The following is a 19449-nucleotide window of genomic DNA, read 5'->3' as shown; positions in this document are numbered from 1 at the left end:
TATGAAACCGCAGCTATTTAGGGGCGGTTTCAAAGGCGCTCATATTACTAAGGTTATCGAGCCAAGGTTTATGTGAGCGATACCAAATATGCGCTTTTGGAATAAGCTTATCAGCTTGCTCTATAGCGCCAATACGTAAGCCATAAATACGTTCACCTGCACCTACAGAAGTCGCGTATAAGGCTGTACCACAGTTACCACAAAACCCTTGCGCACGCTGATTACCACTCTCGGCAATTTTTATATATTCTTTTGGCTCAGCACCTGTAAAAGTAACCCCATCTGGCACAGACACAACAACGGTACGAAAAGGCGCACCCGAGATAATTTGGCAGTCAGTGCAGTGACAGTTAATCACTTTATTTTCATCAACTTCTGCGTGGTAAGTGACTTCACCACAATGGCAACGGCCGGTAACCTTCATATTAAACTCCTTGTTGAGATGGCTGCTCTTTTACAGGGTAATGATTAGCCTGTTTTAAGCTTTGTAAATCATTAAAACGTACTCCATGCTGGGCCATAATAAGGCGTATTTTTTTGCTAATCAATTGCCTAATGTAAAAGGGCTGGTTCGGCACAAAATGATGGATTGTATGGGTTCGGCCAAAATCAAAACAAAATAACTGAAACGGTAAAAACCAACGGCTGGTGATCACATGCGTTTGCTCAAGCAAGTTATTTACACCGCCATAATAATGCATTGAAGATGTCACTAAGTTAAGAGACGTTGAGCGAATGATATTAGGCACAATAAGTACCACCATTAAAAACTCAGCTCCCGCCAGTAACTCAGCTCCCCACGGCGGCAATGTAAATGGCTGTACAAACTGCACTGCGTAATAAGCAATTACCCCATAAAGAATCGCAAAATACGCGGTTGCAAACGGAAAGCCTGCATTAAACACCCGTAAAAACTTAAAGCCGCTAATTTCTTTACTAAATCGCTTGGTATTGATTAATAAACCTAGCAGACCATCAGTAATGACCAAGCCCCTCAAAAATGGCGATTTAATGCCATTGCCCACTAAACGCTCTTCTAAATCTTGTGAGGTGCCGGATACTTTATGGTGATGTAAGTGAATCTTTCTGCGATACCAAGGATTAACTGTATTCGGCCGCATAAGCCACACGGTTAACATCATAAAGTTATGTATAAAAGGGTGATTACTAAAATACTGCTTATGGATAAGGTCATGCTCAAGCTCATGCGATACCGAGGTAATAAAGGCAGCCAGAATAATACACAGCCAAGAGGGAATAACCGCTAAGTAATAAAGTGTTGCAACACCGATTAGTGAGCACAACGACACCAGCAGAATAATCATCGCAAGTGTATTTTGCTGGTTGAGTATAGGGAAACGCGCTCTAAGCGATTGCTCTTCGGCCTTAATGGCTGTAACAATCGCCTTTATGTTTTGCTTTGCGGTTAATTCTGACATCACAAGCTTTGCTAACTGTTTGATGTCAAAATCATACAGTAATTACCTACTGCTCTCGAGAAAATTGCGTTAAAAATGGAATTACATCATTTGCTGGCAATGGTTTAGAAAAGTAATAGCCTTGTATATAGTCACAACCGGCTTCGCTTAGCACAGCCAATTGCTCGCGCTCTTCAACTCCTTCAGCAACGACTTTAATACCTAATACACGACTCATTTGAATAATCGATTTAACCAGCGCTTCGTCGCCTAAATCAACATGTACTTCATCAATAAATGACTTATCAAGTTTAAGTACATCAACCGGAAAACGACGCAAGTAGCTAAGAGACGAATAACCCGTACCAAAATCATCTAGCGAAATTAAACACCCAGCTTGCTTCAACTGCTTTAACACATCGAGATGATTCGTATTTTCTGGCGCTAAAACACTCTCAGTTAATTCAAATGAAATTTGTGATGGTTTAACCCCTTGCCCTTTAATAATCTCAAGCCATGCATTACGTTCAGGGTTAAACTCAGTAAATTCAAACAAAGAACGGTTCACATTAAAAACAAAGTTTTCATAACCTTGTGCTTCTAACGCCTTTATTTGCTGGCAGGTTTTAATCAATACAAGTTCACCGAGGGGAATAATTACCCGCGACTCTTCTGCTAACGGAATAAACTCAGCAGGTGATACCCATTGCCCTTGGTTGTTCCATCGCACTAAACTTTCGAATTTGGCGACCGTGTTATTTTCAATATCAATAATAGGTTGAAAATACACTTCTATGTCGTTGTTCTTTACGGCTTGTGTAAGCTGCTCAACCAGTAAGTTGTGCTTTTTAACCTTGTTATCCATCTCTTTGCAGAAAAACAGATATTCATCGCCTGTCTGTTTTGCATTCAAGGTAGCAAGCTCAGCTTGGCGAACTAAACGACGAGCAATTTTTTCGATTTTTTCTTGTGAAGTCGCCGTTCCAGCTTGCTCAAATTGACTAATGCCCAGCGTAACTGAAACCTGCTGACTAATGCCGCCAATAGAAACAGGCTCAACAAGTAACGCGGTAATTTGTTTGCAAACATGCTCTAGTTCACTGACATGCTGATAAGTTTGTAAGATAGCAAAACTATCACCATCGATACGTGAAAAAGCCGATTCTTTAAAGCTACCGTCGAGGCGTTCTGCAAGCTCACACAAAACCTTATCACCAAAGGTTAAGCCATAAACGGTGTTGATATCTTGAAACTTATCAACATCAAAGTAGATCACGGCTAAGTTAGTATTCTCATCATCTTGATAAGACAAAGATGATAGCAACTGGCATAAGTACTCTTTGAAGTAAAAACGATTGGTCAAACCGGTGAGTTGATCGTGGTTTGCATGAAAATAAATTTTCTGCTCAGCTTCTTTTTTCTCGGTGATATCCAAAATAAACGCCACATAGCAATCTTCACCATTATTTTGCATTTTGGTTATCGATAAAAACTGCGTGTACAACTTACCTTGTTTGGTTTTATTAGTGATCTCACCAGACCACTTACCCTCAGTATTAATTTGGTGCCACATTGCTTTATAAAAATGCGGGTCATACTTGTTTGAGCTTAAAATTTTTGGATTTTGCCCTAAGACTTCATCCAATGAATAACCCGTCATTTTAGTAAATGCGGTATTCGCGTAGGTAATATGTACGTTGTGGTCGCAAATAAAAATCGCTTCGTGACTTTGCTCAATCAGTTGGTTTGAGAAATCTAATTTAGCTATAAAGCGATCTTTTTCGATTTCACGCTGGATAAGACCAGTAAATAACGAGAAAAAAGACTCAATTTGCATCGCATCATTTATTTCATGCTGAAATAGCGCGACAAGAATGGTATCGGTTTTACCCGATATACTTTGTAAAGGCACACCCACATAGGCTTCGATACCCATATCAACGAGCATCTGATCATCTGGGAATAACTGCTGAACACCCGAGCTGAAACTAGAGATACTGCCACAGCTGACATCGTTACAAGGCGTACAGCGGATATCGTAGCTGATGTTTTCAACAATTTCGTCATGCGCACACAAAGCTATAGTCGTTGCATACAAAGTTGACTCATCGACTTGAGCTAAAAAAACATGAGAAGCACCAAGCACTTCTGATAAAGACAGGCATATTGCATTATAAAAGTTCTCACTTTTAAGATTTGAAATACTTTCAACAATACGCTTTAAGTCGTATGTACCCACGCTATGCTACCCTACCGATATTGTGCACTAAGTGATTGACTTCACTTATAGTTCAGACCGCAAATTGTATTATAAGATGTATTCAAACACCATCGTACTCTAGTCTTAAATGATTAATTTTCAACCAAATAAGCACACATTTTTCGTGGTTATTTGTAGGCTAAGCATAGTTTGAACTTGACCGCTTATAAATAGAACAAAAGTTGCTTTAATAAAGGCTGAATTGGTACTTAGATTTGAGTTATAGGCTCTGGGTGCTAGGTGCTAGGTGCTAGGCGCTAGGCGCTAGGCGCTAGGCAAAATGTACCCGTAGGAATGGCTTTAGCCATGAATTATGTTTTTCAGCATTGCTGGTTTGGTGTTATTTGGGTAGGTATTGCTGGTTCGGTTTTCTTGGTTCGGCAGTAAACTTCCTCCTACAATGCTTTTATGAATTGAATTGCTGAGGATGGTTTCAAAACCCAACAACCGCACCGCTCGGCTAAAAACTGACTGATGATAGCTGACCTTTAAATTATCTCTGAATATTGAATTGAGTTGTAGGCTTTAGGCGCTAGGAAAAATGCACCCGTAGGAATGGCTTTAGCCATGAATTATGTTTTTTAGCATTGCTGGTTTGGTGTTATTTGGGTAGGTTTTGCTAGTTCGGCACTAAAGTACCTCCTACAATACCTTTACGAATTGAATTGCTGAGGGTGGTTTCAAAAACCAATAACCGCACCGAACGGCTAAAAACTGATAGCTGATGGCTGATAGCTTTTTCAGGCATAAAAAAACCCCAGCAAATCTGCTGGGGTCATAAAAGTGGTACAAGTAGGCGGACTTTTACTTATTTCAGTGCCACGCCCCGCGTGGCGCTCAAGTCCGCTAACTACTTTTTTCAGGCATAAAAAAACCCTAACCAATTGGCTAGGGTTCAAAAGTGGTACCAGTAGGCGGACTTTTACTTGCTTCAGTGCCACGCCTCGCGTGGCGCTCAAGTCCGCAAACAACTTTTTCAGGCATAAAAAAACCCTAACCAATTGGCTAGGGTTCAAAAGTGGTACCAGTAGGCGGACTTGAACCGCCACGCCCGAAGGCAACGGATTTTGAATCCGTCATGTCTACCAATTCCATCATACTGGCTTCATTTTTCTTTAACCTTCTAAACACGAGAAGATAAAGAAAAACCACTTTAGAGCAAGAAGCTTTTTTAACTGCTTTTGTCTCTATGCCAAGCATTATACAAAGAATGGGTAAGGCGGCAAGCGTTTTGTGCGGCGCCACTGCTCAACCGCACAATAATTAAACAAGTTGTTAACTTTAGAGTTTTGGCATCATTCGCGAAACAATCGCCTGACAATCGATATCATGACTCAGGCAGCCGTACTGACTAAACCCTGCACCACTTAAACGACTTTTTACAAACGCATCGGCAATAAGTGGCTCGCCAAATTGTAATAGTGTTGCTGCTTGCCAAAGCTGTGCCAGCCTTTCAATTATGCGCCGAGCATGCATTTCAAGGTTTGCAGTATCTGTGAGCATCTCTTTTAGTTCATCGAGTTTTATCGCAAAATCAGGATGCAAACTGCGCGCTTTTTCAAGTTCATTGATAAGCACCTCAAGTGATTCAGGTTCACGGCTAAACACGCGTAGAAGGTCGAGGCATTGCACATTACCAGAGCCTTCCCAAATAGAGTTTACCGGCGCTTCTTTATACAGTCGGCTGGTAATGTTGTCTTGTACATAACCCACACCACCAATACATTCCATAGCCTCATAAGTATGCTGCACTGCACGCTTACAGATCCAATATTTACCGATTGCTGTGGCGCTACGTATTAATGCCACTTCATTGCTATCATCTTGGTTATCAAGGGCGTTGGCAATACGCATTGAAATGGCTAGTGCAGCCTCTGCTTCGATAGCTAAATCTGCCAATACATTGAGCATGAGTGGCTGTTGATGTAAGTTTTTACCAAACACACTACGCCCAGCGGTATGCCAAATTGCCTCTTTTACTGCTTGTAACATCAGCGAGCTTGAACCCAACATGCAGTCATAACGAGTTAGAGCAACCATTTGAATAATAGTGGCAATGCCTCGCCCCGGCTCGCCGAGTAACCAGCCATGCGCGCCTCTAAATTCAATTTCAGAACTCGCATTTGATTGATTACCTAATTTACTTTTTAAGCGCTGAATATACATGGCATTTTTCTCGCCAGTTTCGAGCCAGCGCGGCACTAAAAAGCAAGATAATTGCTTTTCATCGGTATTAGCGAGGACTAAAAATGCGTCGCTCATAGGTGCTGAGCAAAACCATTTATGCCCAGTTAAAGCATATAATTGCCCTGCCCCCCTCTCATTGACGGCATCGGCTTTGGTGGTATTAGCACGAACATCGGAGCCGCCTTGTTTTTCGGTCATCGCCATACCTATGGTGACACCTTTTTTCTCGGTCCAAGGCTTATTATCTGAATCGTAATGATTTGCCAGTATTTTAGGTAGCCACATAGCCGCTACATTTTCTTGACTCGCAATGGCAGGCACACTGGCAAAGGTCATGGTTAATGGGCAGCCGGAGCCCGGATCAGCATGATTGTGCAGCACCGCTATTACCGCTCTTACAACATGGCTACCGGCTTTTTGTTGCTGCCAAGGCAATGCGCAGTGCCCTTGCTCTATCGCATGCTGCATTAGCTGATGGTAACTTGGGTGATAATCAACTTGGTCTATGCGTTCGCCAAATCGGCTGTGAGTGGTTAATTCGGGTAAGTGTTTGTTTGCTAAGAACCCAGCTTGCAGTAATACACCTCCCACTTGCTCCCCAAACGCCGTTAAATGCGCAGTTCCCCATTGCCCAGCAAAACGATTTTGCCAATATTGAAGTACCGTGTCGGTCTCATAGGCATTGTAGTTTTCAAGTGGTTTGGGTTGATTAAATACCTGATGAGTTTCGCTTTGAGAAACGGCCATAACTGTGTGCTCATTTTTATTATTTTCTCAACTATAGCAGGTCAGACCTGTTTGTCGACTTACTAAACAACCGCTAACTATTTCTTGTTTGCTCAGGACTTTGCTAAACTACTGCGCAATTTAATTGGATGAGATTGTTTATGTCAGCTGAGTTTCCACGTGCCGGTTTTTGGCGCCGCTTTGCCTCTTTAATTTACGATACCTTGGTTATCATTGCTTTTGCGATGCTGACAACCGTACTCTATTTATTAGCTGTTCAAGGGCTAATTTCTTTAGAGTTACTAAGCATTGGTGACGCTGAAGATGTATCTGCTTTCATTCAAAATTCACCATTATTGTATGGCATCCGTAGTGCGCTATTGGTGATAGTGAGTATTAGTTTCTTTAGCTATTTTTGGGCTAAGAGCGGCCAAACAATTGGTATGCGGGCATGGCGTTTAAAGGTGCAAACCCTCGATGGTCAATTAATTAGCTGGCAACAAGGTGCACTTAGAGCCATTACTGCGCTATTAGGTTTAGGTAATTTAGTGGTGTTGGTCGATTTTAAAAATAAGCGCGCATTGCAAGATTACATCGCAAAAACTGAAGTGATCACCCTCACCAAAGAAGAAAATAAACGTATTTATCGCTCACTTGATTAAGTGATTAAGCAACACATCAGGCACAAAAAAAGCGTGGCTACAAACCACGCTTTTTTTGTGCATTTTACACAAGTACTACACTCGTTTATTTAAGAGATAAGTTGCAAAACCAATAAACAACAGGCTTGGTAACACGGCACCAACCACTGCTGGAATTTGATAAACCATCACCACAGGACCGAAAATCTCATTGGTTAAGTGGAAAGTAATACCGGTTATTACACCCATTATAATACGTGCCCCCATCGTCACGGTGCGAAGCGGGCCGAATATAAACGATAAAGCAACAAGCAACATCACAGCCACAGACACCGGTTGCATTATTTTGCGCCAAAGCGCTAATTCATAGGTGCTAGTATCTTGCTCATTCTGTTTTAAGTAACTTAAATATGACCAAAGCCCAGTAAACGACAGTGCTTCCGGCTTAACCGACACCACCCCGAGTTTCTCGGCGGTCAGTTGCGAGTCGTAAAACTCTTCTTTTTGCTGCTCTGTACTAATTTGCTCTGGCGTGATCATTACTTTGTTTACATCACGCAACAACCAACCATCTTTACGGTTTACGGCTTCTTTTGCTTTCGTAATTTGAGTAAGTTGCAACGATTTATCAAAGTGATACATGTGAACACCGCGTAAAGTGCCCTGCTGGTCGACATCTTCAATATTAATGAAATTACTGCCATCTTTAGCCCACACACCGCGCTTGGCATTAAAAATATCCCCACCATTAATTGCTTGGTTACGGATCTCTTTTGCCTTGAGCTGTGCTTCTGGGGCGCCCCATTCACCAAGCGCCATCATACAAATCGCCATAAACATCGCGGTTTTCATTACTGATGCAATAATTTGTAAACGTGACATACCCGCCGCTTGCATGACTACCAGCTCACTGTTTGATGCCAATGCACCTAAGCCTGTTAAGCCACCAATCAAGGCTGCCATTGGGAAGAAGATAACTAAATCACCCGGCATGCTATATAGAGTGTAAATAAGCGCAGTAGCAATATCATAACTACCACGGCCAACCGATTTTAACTGCTCAATAAACTTAATTAGGGTACTAATACCTACCAGTACCATTAAAGCAAAACCGGTGGTTTGAATTATGCTGCGACCTAAATACCAGTCGAGTGTTTTCATCATGCGTTTAACTCCCGCTTAGTCACAACTGCTTTTAACCATGCGCCGAGCGGACGACCTTTAATAATCAAGAATCCACCAATAAATAAAGCTGACAAATGGATCCACCATAAACCAATTGAAGGAGGTATTTTGCCATCTTCAACTGCAAATTTAGCGGCATTGAGTAATATGAAATACCCTAAATACAAGCTGATTGCAGGCACTAATTTAGCAAATTTACCTTGGCGTGGATTCACCACACTCAAAGGTACTGCTAGTAAAGTTAACAATGGAATTGACAGCGGAATAGCAAGACGCCATTGCCACTGTGCAATGGCTTCAGAGGTTTTCATTTTGAATAAATCAAGCGTTGGAATGGCTTCTAACTTACGGCGCTGGTGTTCAATTTCTTGATCTTGAATTTGCACACTGTAACCATCGAATTCTGTTAAGTTTAACGCAGCAGACTCGCCATCTGTTTCGTAGCGCTTACCATCGTTAAGAACAAGTTGCTGTTCACCGCTTTCTTGCTCAATCACCACACCACGTTCTGCATACACCAAACGTGCTAAGTCACCTTTTTCACGATCGGGTAGCTGAGCAACAAATACCTTGTGTAACTCTTTGCCGCCATTTTCAATATTGTGAATAAAGACCACAGCTTTTTCGTTACCGGTTTGTTGGAAACGCCCGGCACGTAATGCCGATAAGCCAGCATCAGCTTTGGCTTGCTCTTTTAATTGATATTCTTGTTCACTGGCCCATGGCGCGATGTAAAGTGTCAGCGTCCCAGCTAAAACAGCCATCGCAGTGCTTGAGATAAGGGTTACCCGAACCACATACCATTCACTGACACCGCAAGCTCTGAATACGGTCATTTCGCTGTCGGCATAAATGCGACTGTACGCCAGAATAATCCCTAAGAAGATACTCAAAGGTAAGATAAGGGAAGCCAGCTGAGGAAGTTTTAGTGCAATCATCGAGAGCACAAGTTTAGCAGGAAGACCCCCTTCAGAGGCGTCTCCTAAAATAACAACAAACTTTTGAGACACAAAAATAGTCATCAAAGTTAAAAATACGGCGACCTGCGACTTGAGAACTTCAGTGGTCAAATAACGAAAAATTAGCAATGCTCGCCCCTGTTAAACATCGAGTTTCACTGGAATAGTAAGGAATTTTGAGTAAACTAGTTATTTTACTCACTTTATTATATGCCATCACAGTTAAATATCATACCTAGCAAGAACATATAATCTTGCATAAATGGTGCAGATGGCGTCTATTATGTGATATTGATAGTCACATTAAGATAAAGTTCAAAAACACATAAATAGAGTCATAGTTTATGTACTAAGATTAGTGCTATTAAACTAAAAAATGTAAGAAAGGACTCGTAAAAGAATTTCTTACCCTTATTAACTAAGGTTATATGACTCAATATCAGGAGTAACAATGGAATTTAGCGTAAAAAGTGGTAGTCCAGAAAAGCAACGTAGCGCATGTATTGTAGTAGGCGTTTATGAGCCACGTCGTTTATCCCCCATTGGTGAACAATTAGATAAGATCAGTGACGGTTATATTTCTAACTTGCTACGCCGCGGTGACCTTGAAGGTAAACCAGGCCAAGTATTGCTATTGCATCATGTGCCTAATGTGCTGAGCGAGCGTGTACTACTAGTAGGTTGTGGTAAAGAGCGTGAGCTTGATGACAAACAATATAAACAAATCATCTCAAAAACGATTAACACGCTAAACGAAACCGGTTCGATGGAAGCGGTATGCTTTTTAACTGAGCAGCACGTTAAAAGCCGCGACACCTATTGGAAAGTGCGTCAAGCAGTTGAAACAACACAAGATTGCTTGTACACCTTCAACCAACTGAAAAGCAAAAAGAGCGACCCTCGCCGTCCACTACGTAAAATTGTTTTCAACGTACCTACGCGCCGCGAGTTAACCATTGGCGAAAGCGCAATTGAGCATGGCTTAGCAATCGCTGCGGGTAGCAAATTATGTAAAGACGTTGCCAACATGCCGCCAAATATCTGTAACCCGGCATATTTAGGTGAACAAGCACAAGAGCTTGCTGAAAACTTTGAGAACGTTAGCGTTGAGATTATTGGCGAAGAAAAAATGGCTGAGCTGGGCATGAATTCATACCTAGCAGTTGGCCGTGGTAGCGCGAATGAATCGGTTATGTCGGTGATCAACTATCAAGGTGGCGACAAAGACCAAGCGCCAATCGTGTTAGTGGGTAAAGGCTTAACCTTTGACTCAGGTGGTATTTCAATCAAGCCTGGCGAAGCCATGGATGAAATGAAATACGACATGGGTGGTGCAGCGGGTGTTATTGGTACGATGCGCGCTTTAGTGCAAATGCAATTACCGATTAACGTTGTCGGTGTTTTAGCGGGATGTGAAAACATGCCTGGCTCAAACGCTTATCGCCCTGGTGATATTTTAACCACCATGTCGGGGCAAACAGTTGAAGTGTTAAACACCGATGCTGAAGGCCGTTTAGTACTGTGTGACGCACTCACTTATGTTGAGCGCTTTGAACCAGATACTGTTGTCGACGTAGCAACACTGACTGGCGCATGTATTATCGCGCTGGGTTCGCATGCCACTGGTTTACTTTCAAACCACAACCCGCTTGCCCATGACCTACTAAAAGCGTCTGAGCAAAGTGGCGACCGTGCTTGGCAACTACCACTGTGGGATGACTATCAAGAGCAACTTGAAAGCCCATTCGCAGATTTCACCAACTTAGGTGGTCGTGCTGCAGGTACTATTACAGCGGCATGCTTCTTATCTAAATTCACCAAAAAATATAACTGGGCGCATTTAGATATCGCAGGTACAGCATGGCGCAGTGGCGGTAAAAACAAAGGTGCAACGGGTCGTCCGGTTCCTATGTTGACTCAGTATTTACTGAACCGCGCGGGTGTAAGCGAAGCAAGTCACGATTAAGCCTTATTGCAAGCTTAAAACTAACCCTAAATAAGGCGCCAAATGGCGCCTTATTAATTGAAGCAAGTCGCGTTCTATGTCAAAATCCCTGCTTTGATCTGTGTATCTGTGGGGACGTTTGTCACAATGAGCATGAACGCACAATTTTACGTTCTAAAACAAGATGATAATGCCCACCAATCGGCTGGAGCAGTTTTCGACTGGCAGCTAAAATTGCTGCGGATCAGTATCGTCTAGGTCATCGCGTATTTATTTACGCCGATAACACCGACACGGCCCACACAATCGACGACATCATTTGGTCATTTGAACCAGATAGTTTTGTACCTCACAACTTACAAGGTGAAGGCCCTAAAGGTGGCGCACCGGTTGAAATTGGTATGACTCCGCCTGTCGGCAACAGAAAAATATTAATCAACTTAGCTGAACAACTTCCGGATTTTATCCGCCGTTTTCAGCAGGTTTATGATTTCGTACCCGTTGAGCCAAATGCTAAGCAAGCCGCCCGTGAGCGGTTTAAAAAGCTTCGCCAACTGGGCGCCCATATTGCAACGCAAGAAATTGACATTTAAGCATTTATTTAAGGTTCTGTGTAATGGATAAAACCTATAATCCGCAAGATATTGAACAGTCTTTATACCAAGGCTGGGAAGAAAATGGCTACTTTAAACCGTCTGGTCAAGGTGACGCATACTCAATTATGATCCCGCCACCAAACGTCACGGGTAGCTTACACATGGGCCACGCGTTCCAAGATACCATTATGGATACGCTAACGCGTTTAAAGCGTATGCAAGGCAACAACACATTATGGCAAGTAGGTACTGACCACGCGGGTATCGCAACACAAATGCTTGTTGAGCGTAAGCTTGCTGCTGAAGAAGGTAAAACACGTCACGACCTTGGCCGTGAAGCATTTATCGAAAAAATCTGGGAGTGGAAAAACCACTCTGGCGGCACGATCACTAAACAATTACGTCGTTTAGGTGCTTCTGTGGATTGGGACCGTGAGCGTTTCACTATGGACGAAGGTCTTTCTGAAGCGGTTAAAGAAGTATTCGTACGTCTTCACAAAGAAGATTTAATTTACCGTGGTAAGCGTCTAGTTAACTGGGACCCTAAACTTCACACGGCTATTTCTGATCTTGAAGTTGAAAACAAAGACAAACAAGGTCACATGTGGAACTTGCGTTACCCACTTGCTGATGGCGTAAAAACACAAGACGGCAAAGACTATATCGTTGTTGCCACAACACGTCCTGAAACAATGCTAGGTGATACAGGTGTTGCGGTTAACCCTGATGATGAGCGTTACCAAGACCTGATCGGTAAAGACATTTTACTGCCTATCGTAAACCGTCGTATTCCAATTGTTGCCGACGAGCATGCAGACATGGAAAAAGGCACAGGTTGTGTGAAAATCACGCCTGCCCACGACTTTAACGATAACGAAGTAGGTAAACGTCACCAGCTTCCTATGATCAACATCTTCAACAAAGATGCTGCGGTATTAAGCGAAGGCGAAAGCTACACATTCGACGGTAAAGAGCTTGAATTAGATGCGCCAATCCCTGAGCGCCTACACGGCCTTGACCGCTTTGATGCACGTAAAGCGATTGTGAGCGAATTTGAAGAACTTGGCCTATTAGAAAAAATTGAAGATCACAGCTTAACAGTCCCTTACGGTGACCGTTCTGGCGTAGTGATTGAGCCTCTTCTTACTGATCAGTGGTACGTTCGCGTAGCACCGCTTGCAGAGCCTGCAAAAGAAGCCGTTAAAAATGGCGACATTAAGTTCGTACCTCAACAATACGAGAACATGTACTTCTCGTGGATGAACGACGTACAAGACTGGTGTATTTCACGTCAGCTTTGGTGGGGTCACCGCATCCCTGCTTGGTACGACAACGAAGGTAACGTATACGTTGGTCGTGACGAAGCTGAAGTACGCCGCGATAACAACCTTGCTGATGATGTTGCACTTAAGCAAGACGAAGACGTTTTAGATACGTGGTTCTCGTCTGCGCTTTGGACTTTCTCAACGCAAGGCTGGCCTGCAAACACCGACGATTTAAAAACCTTCCACCCTTCTGACGTATTGGTAACAGGTTTCGACATCATCTTCTTCTGGGTTGCTCGTATGATCATGATGACCATGCACTTCATCAAAGATGAAGACGGCAAGCCACAAGTACCATTTAAAACCGTTTATGTCACTGGCCTTATCCGTGATGAAAACGGCGATAAGATGTCTAAATCGAAAGGTAACGTACTTGATCCTATCGACATGATTGACGGTATCGACCTTGAAAGCCTAGTTGAAAAGCGCACTGGTAACATGATGCAGCCACAACTAGCGAAGAAGATTGAGAAGAACACCCGTAAAACATTCGAAAACGGGATTGAAGCACACGGTACAGACGCACTGCGTTTCACCCTTGCAGCAATGGCTTCTACGGGTCGTGATATCAACTGGGATATGAACCGCCTTGAAGGCTACCGTAACTTCTGTAACAAACTATGGAATGCGAGCCGTTACGTATTAATGAACACAGAAGAGCAAGATTGTGGCTTCGCGACAGATGCTGAAAAACAGTACTCACTCGCTGATCGTTGGATTTTAGGCCAATTTGAAGCAACTGTTAAAACCTATACTGAGCATCTAGAAAACTACCGTTTTGACCTAGCAGCTAACACCATTTATGAGTTCACTTGGAACCAATTCTGTGACTGGTACCTAGAACTGACTAAACCAGTATTGTTTAAAGGTAACGAAGCACAGCAACGTGGTACTCGTCACACCTTAATCACGGTATTAGAAAGTCTACTTCGCTTAATGCACCCGTTAATGCCATACATCACAGAAACGATTTGGCAACGTGTTGCGCCACTTGCAGGTATCGAAACTGCGGGCACTAGCATCATGGTTCAAGGTTTCCCTGTATACAATGAAGCTAATGTTGATAGCCAAGCGATGGACGACCTAGAATGGGTTAAACAATTCATTCTTGCTATTCGTAACATTCGTGGTGAAATGGATATCAGCCCAAGCAAACCATTATCTGTATTGCTTGCTAATGCGTCTGACGAAGACAAGCGCCGCTTAACGGATAACGAAGCATTCTTAGCGTCGCTTGCTAAGCTTGAAGAGTTCACCCTTCTTGATAATAAAGACGATGCACCAGCGTGTGCAACATCGTATGTTGGTAACCTTGAGATCATGATCCCAATGGCTGGCCTAATAGATGTTGAAGCTGAATTAGCTCGTATCGCGAAGCAGCTTGAGAAAGCAGAAAAAGGCTTAGCACAGGTTCAAAACAAGTTAGCTAACGAGAAGTTCGTAAATAACGCACCAGAAGCTGTACTTGCTAAAGAGCATGCTAAACTGGCTGAATTTACCGATGCGAAAGACAAACTGTTAGCGCAAAAAGCGAAAATCGAAAGTCTATAACAGCATATATAGCGCTATAAGTTTTATAGCGCTTACAAAAAAGCCGCACTATAACATTGTTATAGTGCGGCTTTTTAATGCTCTGTAACAGCGACTTTACGTCGCGTCACAATTATACCAACCCGCAATAATACTTAATCATTTTGAGGGATTAAACGAATTGGTATTAAAATTTGTAGTTGTACTGAGCACCAACTAGAACTGCGTGACCTTTTGATTCAAATTCCCATGAAACATCTTGGCCTAAAGAAGCAGCTAGGCTGTCTTTTTCAGAGAAGTTTTGTGTTTTACCTCGAAGGATACTTACACCTAAGTCAACATTTGAGTTTTCGCTGAATGCGTAGTTACCACCAAACGAGAACCAGAAACGATCTGTATCAGGGATAGAGATTGAAAGGTGCGATTGGTCTGCTGGCGATTCATCGTATGCAATACCTGCACGAAGTAAAAGTGCATCGCTGTACTGATAGTCAGTACCGATAGAGTAACGCATTGAATCAGAGAAGTTCTCTTCTTTAGAGAATACTGGAGATTCAACACCTGGTACGTAGGCTTCTAATTTTTGGAAGCTGTCCCAACCAGTCCATAAGATGCTGTAGTGTACGCCTAGCTTCTTATCGATTTGGTGTGAACCAGAGAATTCTGCAATTGCTGGTAAGGTTAATTTTAACTCACCTGGTACTTTAGTACCCGCTAGACCGCCAAAAGCAGCTGGAAGTTGGTTTGAATACTCGCCTTCAAAGTCGATATCTGTTTCGCTGCGGTAGTTAAAACCAAAACGGTTGTTTTCGTCTAACTGATACATCGCACCAATGTTCCAACCAAAGCCGTAATCGTCACCTTCAAGGTGAGCAATTTGCGTGTTAGCTGGTAAACCTAGAGGGTTTGCACCTGCATTACGAACAACTTTCGCATCAGCATAAACATAGTTTAAGCCAAGACCTAGGCTGAACTGTTCGTTGATTTTGTATGAAGCGCTTGCATTCATGTTAACTGTTACGATTTCAGTTTCACCCGCGATAGAGCCTGCCGCGTAGTCATCTTTAAACTCTGTTGAAAGACCAAAGTTTGAAAAAGCACCAAAGCCTAAAGACACTTTGTCGTTTAAAGGCATAGTGAAGTAACCTGCAGGAATAAATGCAGATGGCGCAATGCTATCGTCATCGATAGAGCTTTCATCTAAGCCGTATGCAGCACTTTCACCTTTTAAGCTTACATCTGGAATGACAGCAATACCTGCTACAGAGATTTGCTTGTCTTTGAATAAAGACATAAGTGCAGGGTTACGAGCAACAACAGACGCGTCATCAGCAACGGCTGCTTCACCAGCGTATGCACGACCTAAACCTGATACGTTTTGCTCTGCTAATTGGAAAGCTGCAGCAAAGCTGTCAGCAGAAACAACAGCAAGTGATGCTGCAATTAGTGTTTTAGTGAACTTCATAAATCTGTGTCCTCTTGCAAACTTGTGCGAAAACTAATCCAACAATGAGGGCAACCTATTAGTTAAGCATAAAAGATTAGCGCTGTATGTTGGTATTAGATGTTTTATTCTAATGATTACAAACTTTCGAACATTACCTTAATTAAGATCAAAAAACTGTAATTTTTCGTTAGAAATAGGTAAAAAAACCGCATTTTAACAACAAGATAACAACTTATTAAAACTCATCAGATCTCTGATTACAAAACCAACAAACGGTAGTAATTATCATTTGCATTGACATCTATTTATTGTCCCTTTAGACTAAAAATAAAGGTTTTTCTGTTGAGTGTGAGTATGGAAATCGCATTGATTATTGCGGCACTGATGTTATGCGGTGTGAGTGTTCATTATTTTTGTAAAGCAAACTACTGTGCCTGTACTAAAGCGGGTGATTGCGATAATCCAGTGAATCATTATTGGTTAGGCGCTATGCTAAGTGCGGTGTTGTCGCTGTTATTATGTTGCGTGGCGTTGCATGTCGAAAAAGGCACGTTATTGTGGTTGGTATTAATGACGAGTTGCTTTAGTGGTGCATTTATATCAGCAAAGCGCAGCGCCAAAAAACGCTGCATTAAGTCTAAACAAGCAGATGCTCTTTTAACAAACGAGCCAAATTAAGTTGATAATCAAGAGGCTTAATACTGGCAATAATTTTTAGCTCTTTTTCTGCGCTTAAATCGACGTCTTTGGCAGTAATATGATGCTTATGCTTGGCATTATAGAAGATCTTTATTTTCGGCTTGATTGGGTTTTCATGGTTGCCTTCCATCACTAATGCCAAACGCTCATTGTTTAATTTCACAATAGTTCCAACCGGGTGCACACCTAGGCACTTAATAAAGCGTTGCACTAATTCAGAATCGAACATCTGTTTATTAGCGAGCAAATAACGCAGCGCTGAGATTGGCTCTTCACCCATTTGATGGGGTCTATCTGCCGTCATGGCATCATACACATCAACGATTGCCATGATACGTGCTGCACGGCTCAACTTTTCAGCCGCAATACCACGTGGGTAGCCTGTACCATCTAAACGCTCATGGTGATTCACAATCATATCGAGCATTAACGGCGTAATGCCCTTTTCACCTTTCACTAAGCCCAAACTCTGCGCCACATGCTGTTTAACAACTTGCATTTCGTTGTCGTTTAAAGCGCTTGGTTTAGACAATACACCTTGTGGCATTTTCGCCTGGCCAATATCGTGCATCAAGGCACCCATTGCCAGTTCTTTAATTGTTTTTTCGTTGTAACCTAAGTACTTAGCAAACACACTCACCAAAATAGCGGTGTTAATCATATGACGCCAATTGTAGATATGCTTATCTTTGAGGCGAGTTAAAATAGTTAATGCGTTATGGTTACGAAATACCGAGCCCACTATATCAACAGCGATATCATCGAGCACCGACATATTTATCTTTAAACCTGATGTAATGTCTGAATAGAAGCCTTGTAGTTTTCGGCTATGCTGTTCGTAATGCACACTGGCTTTTAAAAACTCTTGTTGAACCGTGACCCCTTGCGGCTCTTCATTAGCTGCAGGCTTTTGTTCAACTTTCGGTTTAGCTGGTTCGGGTTTTGGCTGGTATTTTTTAGGGAGTGCAACATCGCTTTGAGTAAAGTCGATGAGTAGCTCTTCAACCCCTTCAGAGATCAGGCGCTGAATAATCGTTTTATCACGCACTAAACCACGTGTTTTGATCTTAATACTATTTACATGCTCTTGTTGCTTACTGACACTGTCAACAAACATCCCTGGTACAAGTTCGGCAATGGGTAAGGTAATAAGCATATGTGAGCTTAGCGCATAAAAACATCGAGTTTTTTATTATCGCTAATTGATTACAAATGTCTATAGATTGGGTAGCGAATACGAAATAGGTATGAGCTATGGAGTTAGAAAGGGGAAAGTTAGAAAGGGGAAAGTTAGAAAGAGTAAAGTTAGAATCGCTTAGCTAACGAGTCAAGAAACTCGCTAACTTTACTCTTGAAACTTGCTAACTTCCTTCCCTAGCAACTCGCTAACTTTATTCCTGAAAGTAAGTGCCCCAGCCGTCGTATTCAACATCTGTTTGCTGAGCAAGTGCTTCTAGCTTGTCTACATCTTCCATAATGGCTTCTACGTCAAGTTCACACTCAACAACCACGTCAAAACTCCACACTTTCTCGCCGTCTTCAAGCTCAAGTTCAGCAGGTTCTTCAACATCGTAACCTAGTTTAAAAGCGGCTAAAGCTGCTTGCTCTAGCTTTTCAAAATTTTCGCTAACAAAGTGGTGTTCCACTTCATAAAGTACTTCAGGATCTGAGCCATCTTCAAGTAATGAAGTAACGATGTCTTCAGTAATTTCGCGCCAATTTTCCATTATTTGTTTCTCACTTGAGCATCTAATTCAGTTATTTTAGCAGCCATAATCTGATGAACATGTGAAGCATGGTCACGAGCAGATACGTCTTTATCAAGATAAATCGGCGCTAACATTTCGAGGTAAATTGTACCATTATCCCAGCGATTTAGCTTAATAGTTTTGTGTGTTGTACTCATACAAACTGGCACGACTGGCACATCTGCACTCATTGCAGTGTGAAAAGCACCTGTTTTGAAGGGTAATAAACCACGGCCATAGCTTCGCGTGCCCTCAGGAAACATCCAAACCGATAGACCTTTTTGTTTTATTTTCTCAGCCGATTTAGAAATTGTGCCAGCCGCTTTTGAGCGGTTAGCACGGTCAATTAAGATATTTCCCGATAACCAATATAGTTGACCAAAAAATGGGATCCATTTAAGGCTTTTTTTACCAAGGCTTACACAGTTTTCTGGCACCATGGCAGGCAAAGTGAATAAGTCATAGTTATTTTGATGATTTGCTACATAGACGGCAGGGCCAATGTTTTTAGGAGTCTCGTGATATTTAAGCTCTAACTTGACACCTAAAATTTTAGCTACCTTGCAAAACCAACCCGAAATAATATGCACATTATTGGTATGAAACGGCTTAACGATGCATAAAAGCAGCCCAAAAACACAGCTGAAAACAATGAATAACGCCATGAAAATTATGCGAAAAATAGCTAACAAACGAATTCTCCTCGTACTAATCAGCGCGCATTATAACGTGAAAAATGCTATTGCAATAGCTTTAAGCGCACATGTGTACGCTTAAATGTAT

At 42.2% G+C, this 19449-nt stretch carries 14 protein-coding genes, 1 tRNA gene and 1 pseudogene; 5 read left to right on the top strand and 11 right to left on the bottom strand.

The features are described from left to right. Positions 1-13: 13 nt before the first annotated feature. The 5 genes from C2M33_RS12215 to C2M33_RS12190 all read right to left on the bottom strand — a co-directional run bounded on the left by C2M33_RS12215 (position 14) and on the right by C2M33_RS12190 (position 6612). The gene (locus C2M33_RS12215; RefSeq protein WP_063702152.1) at positions 14-424 is read right to left on the bottom strand and encodes a GFA family protein; all 411 of its coding nucleotides are present in this window, start codon (positions 422-424) and stop codon (positions 14-16) included. 1 nt (position 425) lies between these two features. Beyond that, positions 426-1439: a fatty acid desaturase gene (locus C2M33_RS12210; protein WP_063702151.1), complete on the bottom strand. Its 1014-nt coding sequence runs from the start codon at positions 1437-1439 to the stop codon at positions 426-428. A 46-nt stretch (positions 1440-1485) separates the two neighbouring features. After that, on the bottom strand, positions 1486-3657 hold the full coding sequence (locus tag C2M33_RS12205; protein WP_063702150.1) for a putative bifunctional diguanylate cyclase/phosphodiesterase: 2172 nt from the start codon (positions 3655-3657) through the stop codon (positions 1486-1488). A 1040-nt stretch (positions 3658-4697) separates the two neighbouring features. After that, a tRNA-Leu gene (locus C2M33_RS12195) sits at positions 4698-4782 on the bottom strand. A 177-nt stretch (positions 4783-4959) separates the two neighbouring features. Continuing rightward, positions 4960-6612: an acyl-CoA dehydrogenase family protein gene (locus tag C2M33_RS12190; RefSeq protein ID WP_105174542.1), complete on the bottom strand. Its 1653-nt coding sequence runs from the start codon at positions 6610-6612 to the stop codon at positions 4960-4962. A gap of 140 nt (positions 6613-6752) precedes the next feature. Here C2M33_RS12190 and C2M33_RS12185 point away from each other — a divergent pair, with 140 nt between their 5' ends. Beyond that, complete coding sequence (locus C2M33_RS12185; protein WP_063702146.1) at positions 6753-7253, top strand: RDD family protein; 501 nt, start codon at positions 6753-6755, stop codon at positions 7251-7253. Between the two features lie 75 nt (positions 7254-7328). Here C2M33_RS12185 and lptG read toward each other — a convergent pair whose 3' ends face one another. After that, complete coding sequence (lptG, locus tag C2M33_RS12180) at positions 7329-8396, bottom strand: LPS export ABC transporter permease LptG (protein WP_105174541.1); 1068 nt, start codon at positions 8394-8396, stop codon at positions 7329-7331. After that, entirely contained in the window at positions 8393-9505 is a 1113-nt protein-coding gene (lptF, locus tag C2M33_RS12175) for an LPS export ABC transporter permease LptF (RefSeq protein WP_063702144.1), read from the bottom strand. The genes lptG and lptF overlap by 4 nt, the downstream gene beginning before the upstream one ends. A gap of 322 nt (positions 9506-9827) precedes the next feature. Here lptF and pepA point away from each other — a divergent pair, with 322 nt between their 5' ends. From pepA to C2M33_RS12160, 3 genes and pseudogenes are all read left to right on the top strand, one after another. Then, a complete protein-coding gene (gene pepA / locus C2M33_RS12170; protein WP_063702143.1) occupies positions 9828-11342 on the top strand; it encodes a leucyl aminopeptidase in 1515 nt (504 codons plus the stop codon). A gap of 126 nt (positions 11343-11468) precedes the next feature. Beyond that, positions 11469-11914: pseudogene (locus tag C2M33_RS12165) on the top strand (DNA polymerase III subunit chi). Between the two features lie 23 nt (positions 11915-11937). Next, complete coding sequence (locus C2M33_RS12160) at positions 11938-14793, top strand: valine--tRNA ligase (RefSeq protein WP_063702138.1); 2856 nt, start codon at positions 11938-11940, stop codon at positions 14791-14793. 166 nt (positions 14794-14959) lie between these two features. Here C2M33_RS12160 and C2M33_RS12155 read toward each other — a convergent pair whose 3' ends face one another. Further along, positions 14960-16237: an outer membrane protein transport protein gene (locus tag C2M33_RS12155; protein ID WP_105174540.1), complete on the bottom strand. Its 1278-nt coding sequence runs from the start codon at positions 16235-16237 to the stop codon at positions 14960-14962. 336 nt (positions 16238-16573) lie between these two features. Here C2M33_RS12155 and C2M33_RS12150 point away from each other — a divergent pair, with 336 nt between their 5' ends. Next, the gene (locus C2M33_RS12150) at positions 16574-16897 is read left to right on the top strand and encodes a hypothetical protein (RefSeq protein WP_105174539.1); all 324 of its coding nucleotides are present in this window, start codon (positions 16574-16576) and stop codon (positions 16895-16897) included. On the opposite strand, the gene C2M33_RS12145 is transcribed toward C2M33_RS12150, so the two are convergent. From C2M33_RS12145 to C2M33_RS12135, 3 genes are all read right to left on the bottom strand, one after another. Beyond that, positions 16857-18074 (bottom strand): HD-GYP domain-containing protein, encoded by a 1218-nt coding sequence (locus C2M33_RS12145; protein WP_105174538.1) that lies wholly within the window; start codon positions 18072-18074, stop codon positions 16857-16859. The genes C2M33_RS12150 and C2M33_RS12145 overlap by 41 nt on opposite strands. A 235-nt stretch (positions 18075-18309) precedes the next feature. Then, positions 18310-18645: a ribonuclease E inhibitor RraB gene (rraB, locus tag C2M33_RS12140; protein ID WP_054552644.1), complete on the bottom strand. Its 336-nt coding sequence runs from the start codon at positions 18643-18645 to the stop codon at positions 18310-18312. Further along, positions 18645-19331 carry a 1-acylglycerol-3-phosphate O-acyltransferase gene (locus C2M33_RS12135; protein ID WP_105174537.1) on the bottom strand — a complete coding sequence of 229 codons (687 nt, stop codon included), beginning with the start codon at positions 19329-19331 and terminating at the stop codon, positions 18645-18647. The genes rraB and C2M33_RS12135 overlap by 1 nt, the downstream gene beginning before the upstream one ends. Positions 19332-19449 lie beyond the last annotated feature (118 nt).

It is taken from the genome of Pseudoalteromonas sp. T1lg122 (assembly GCF_002964825.1).
In the GTDB taxonomy this organism is placed as follows: domain Bacteria; phylum Pseudomonadota; class Gammaproteobacteria; order Enterobacterales; family Alteromonadaceae; genus Pseudoalteromonas; species Pseudoalteromonas gelatinilytica.
The sequence above is the reverse complement of the archived record's forward strand: the minus strand, read 5'-3'. Positions and strand labels throughout refer to the sequence as shown.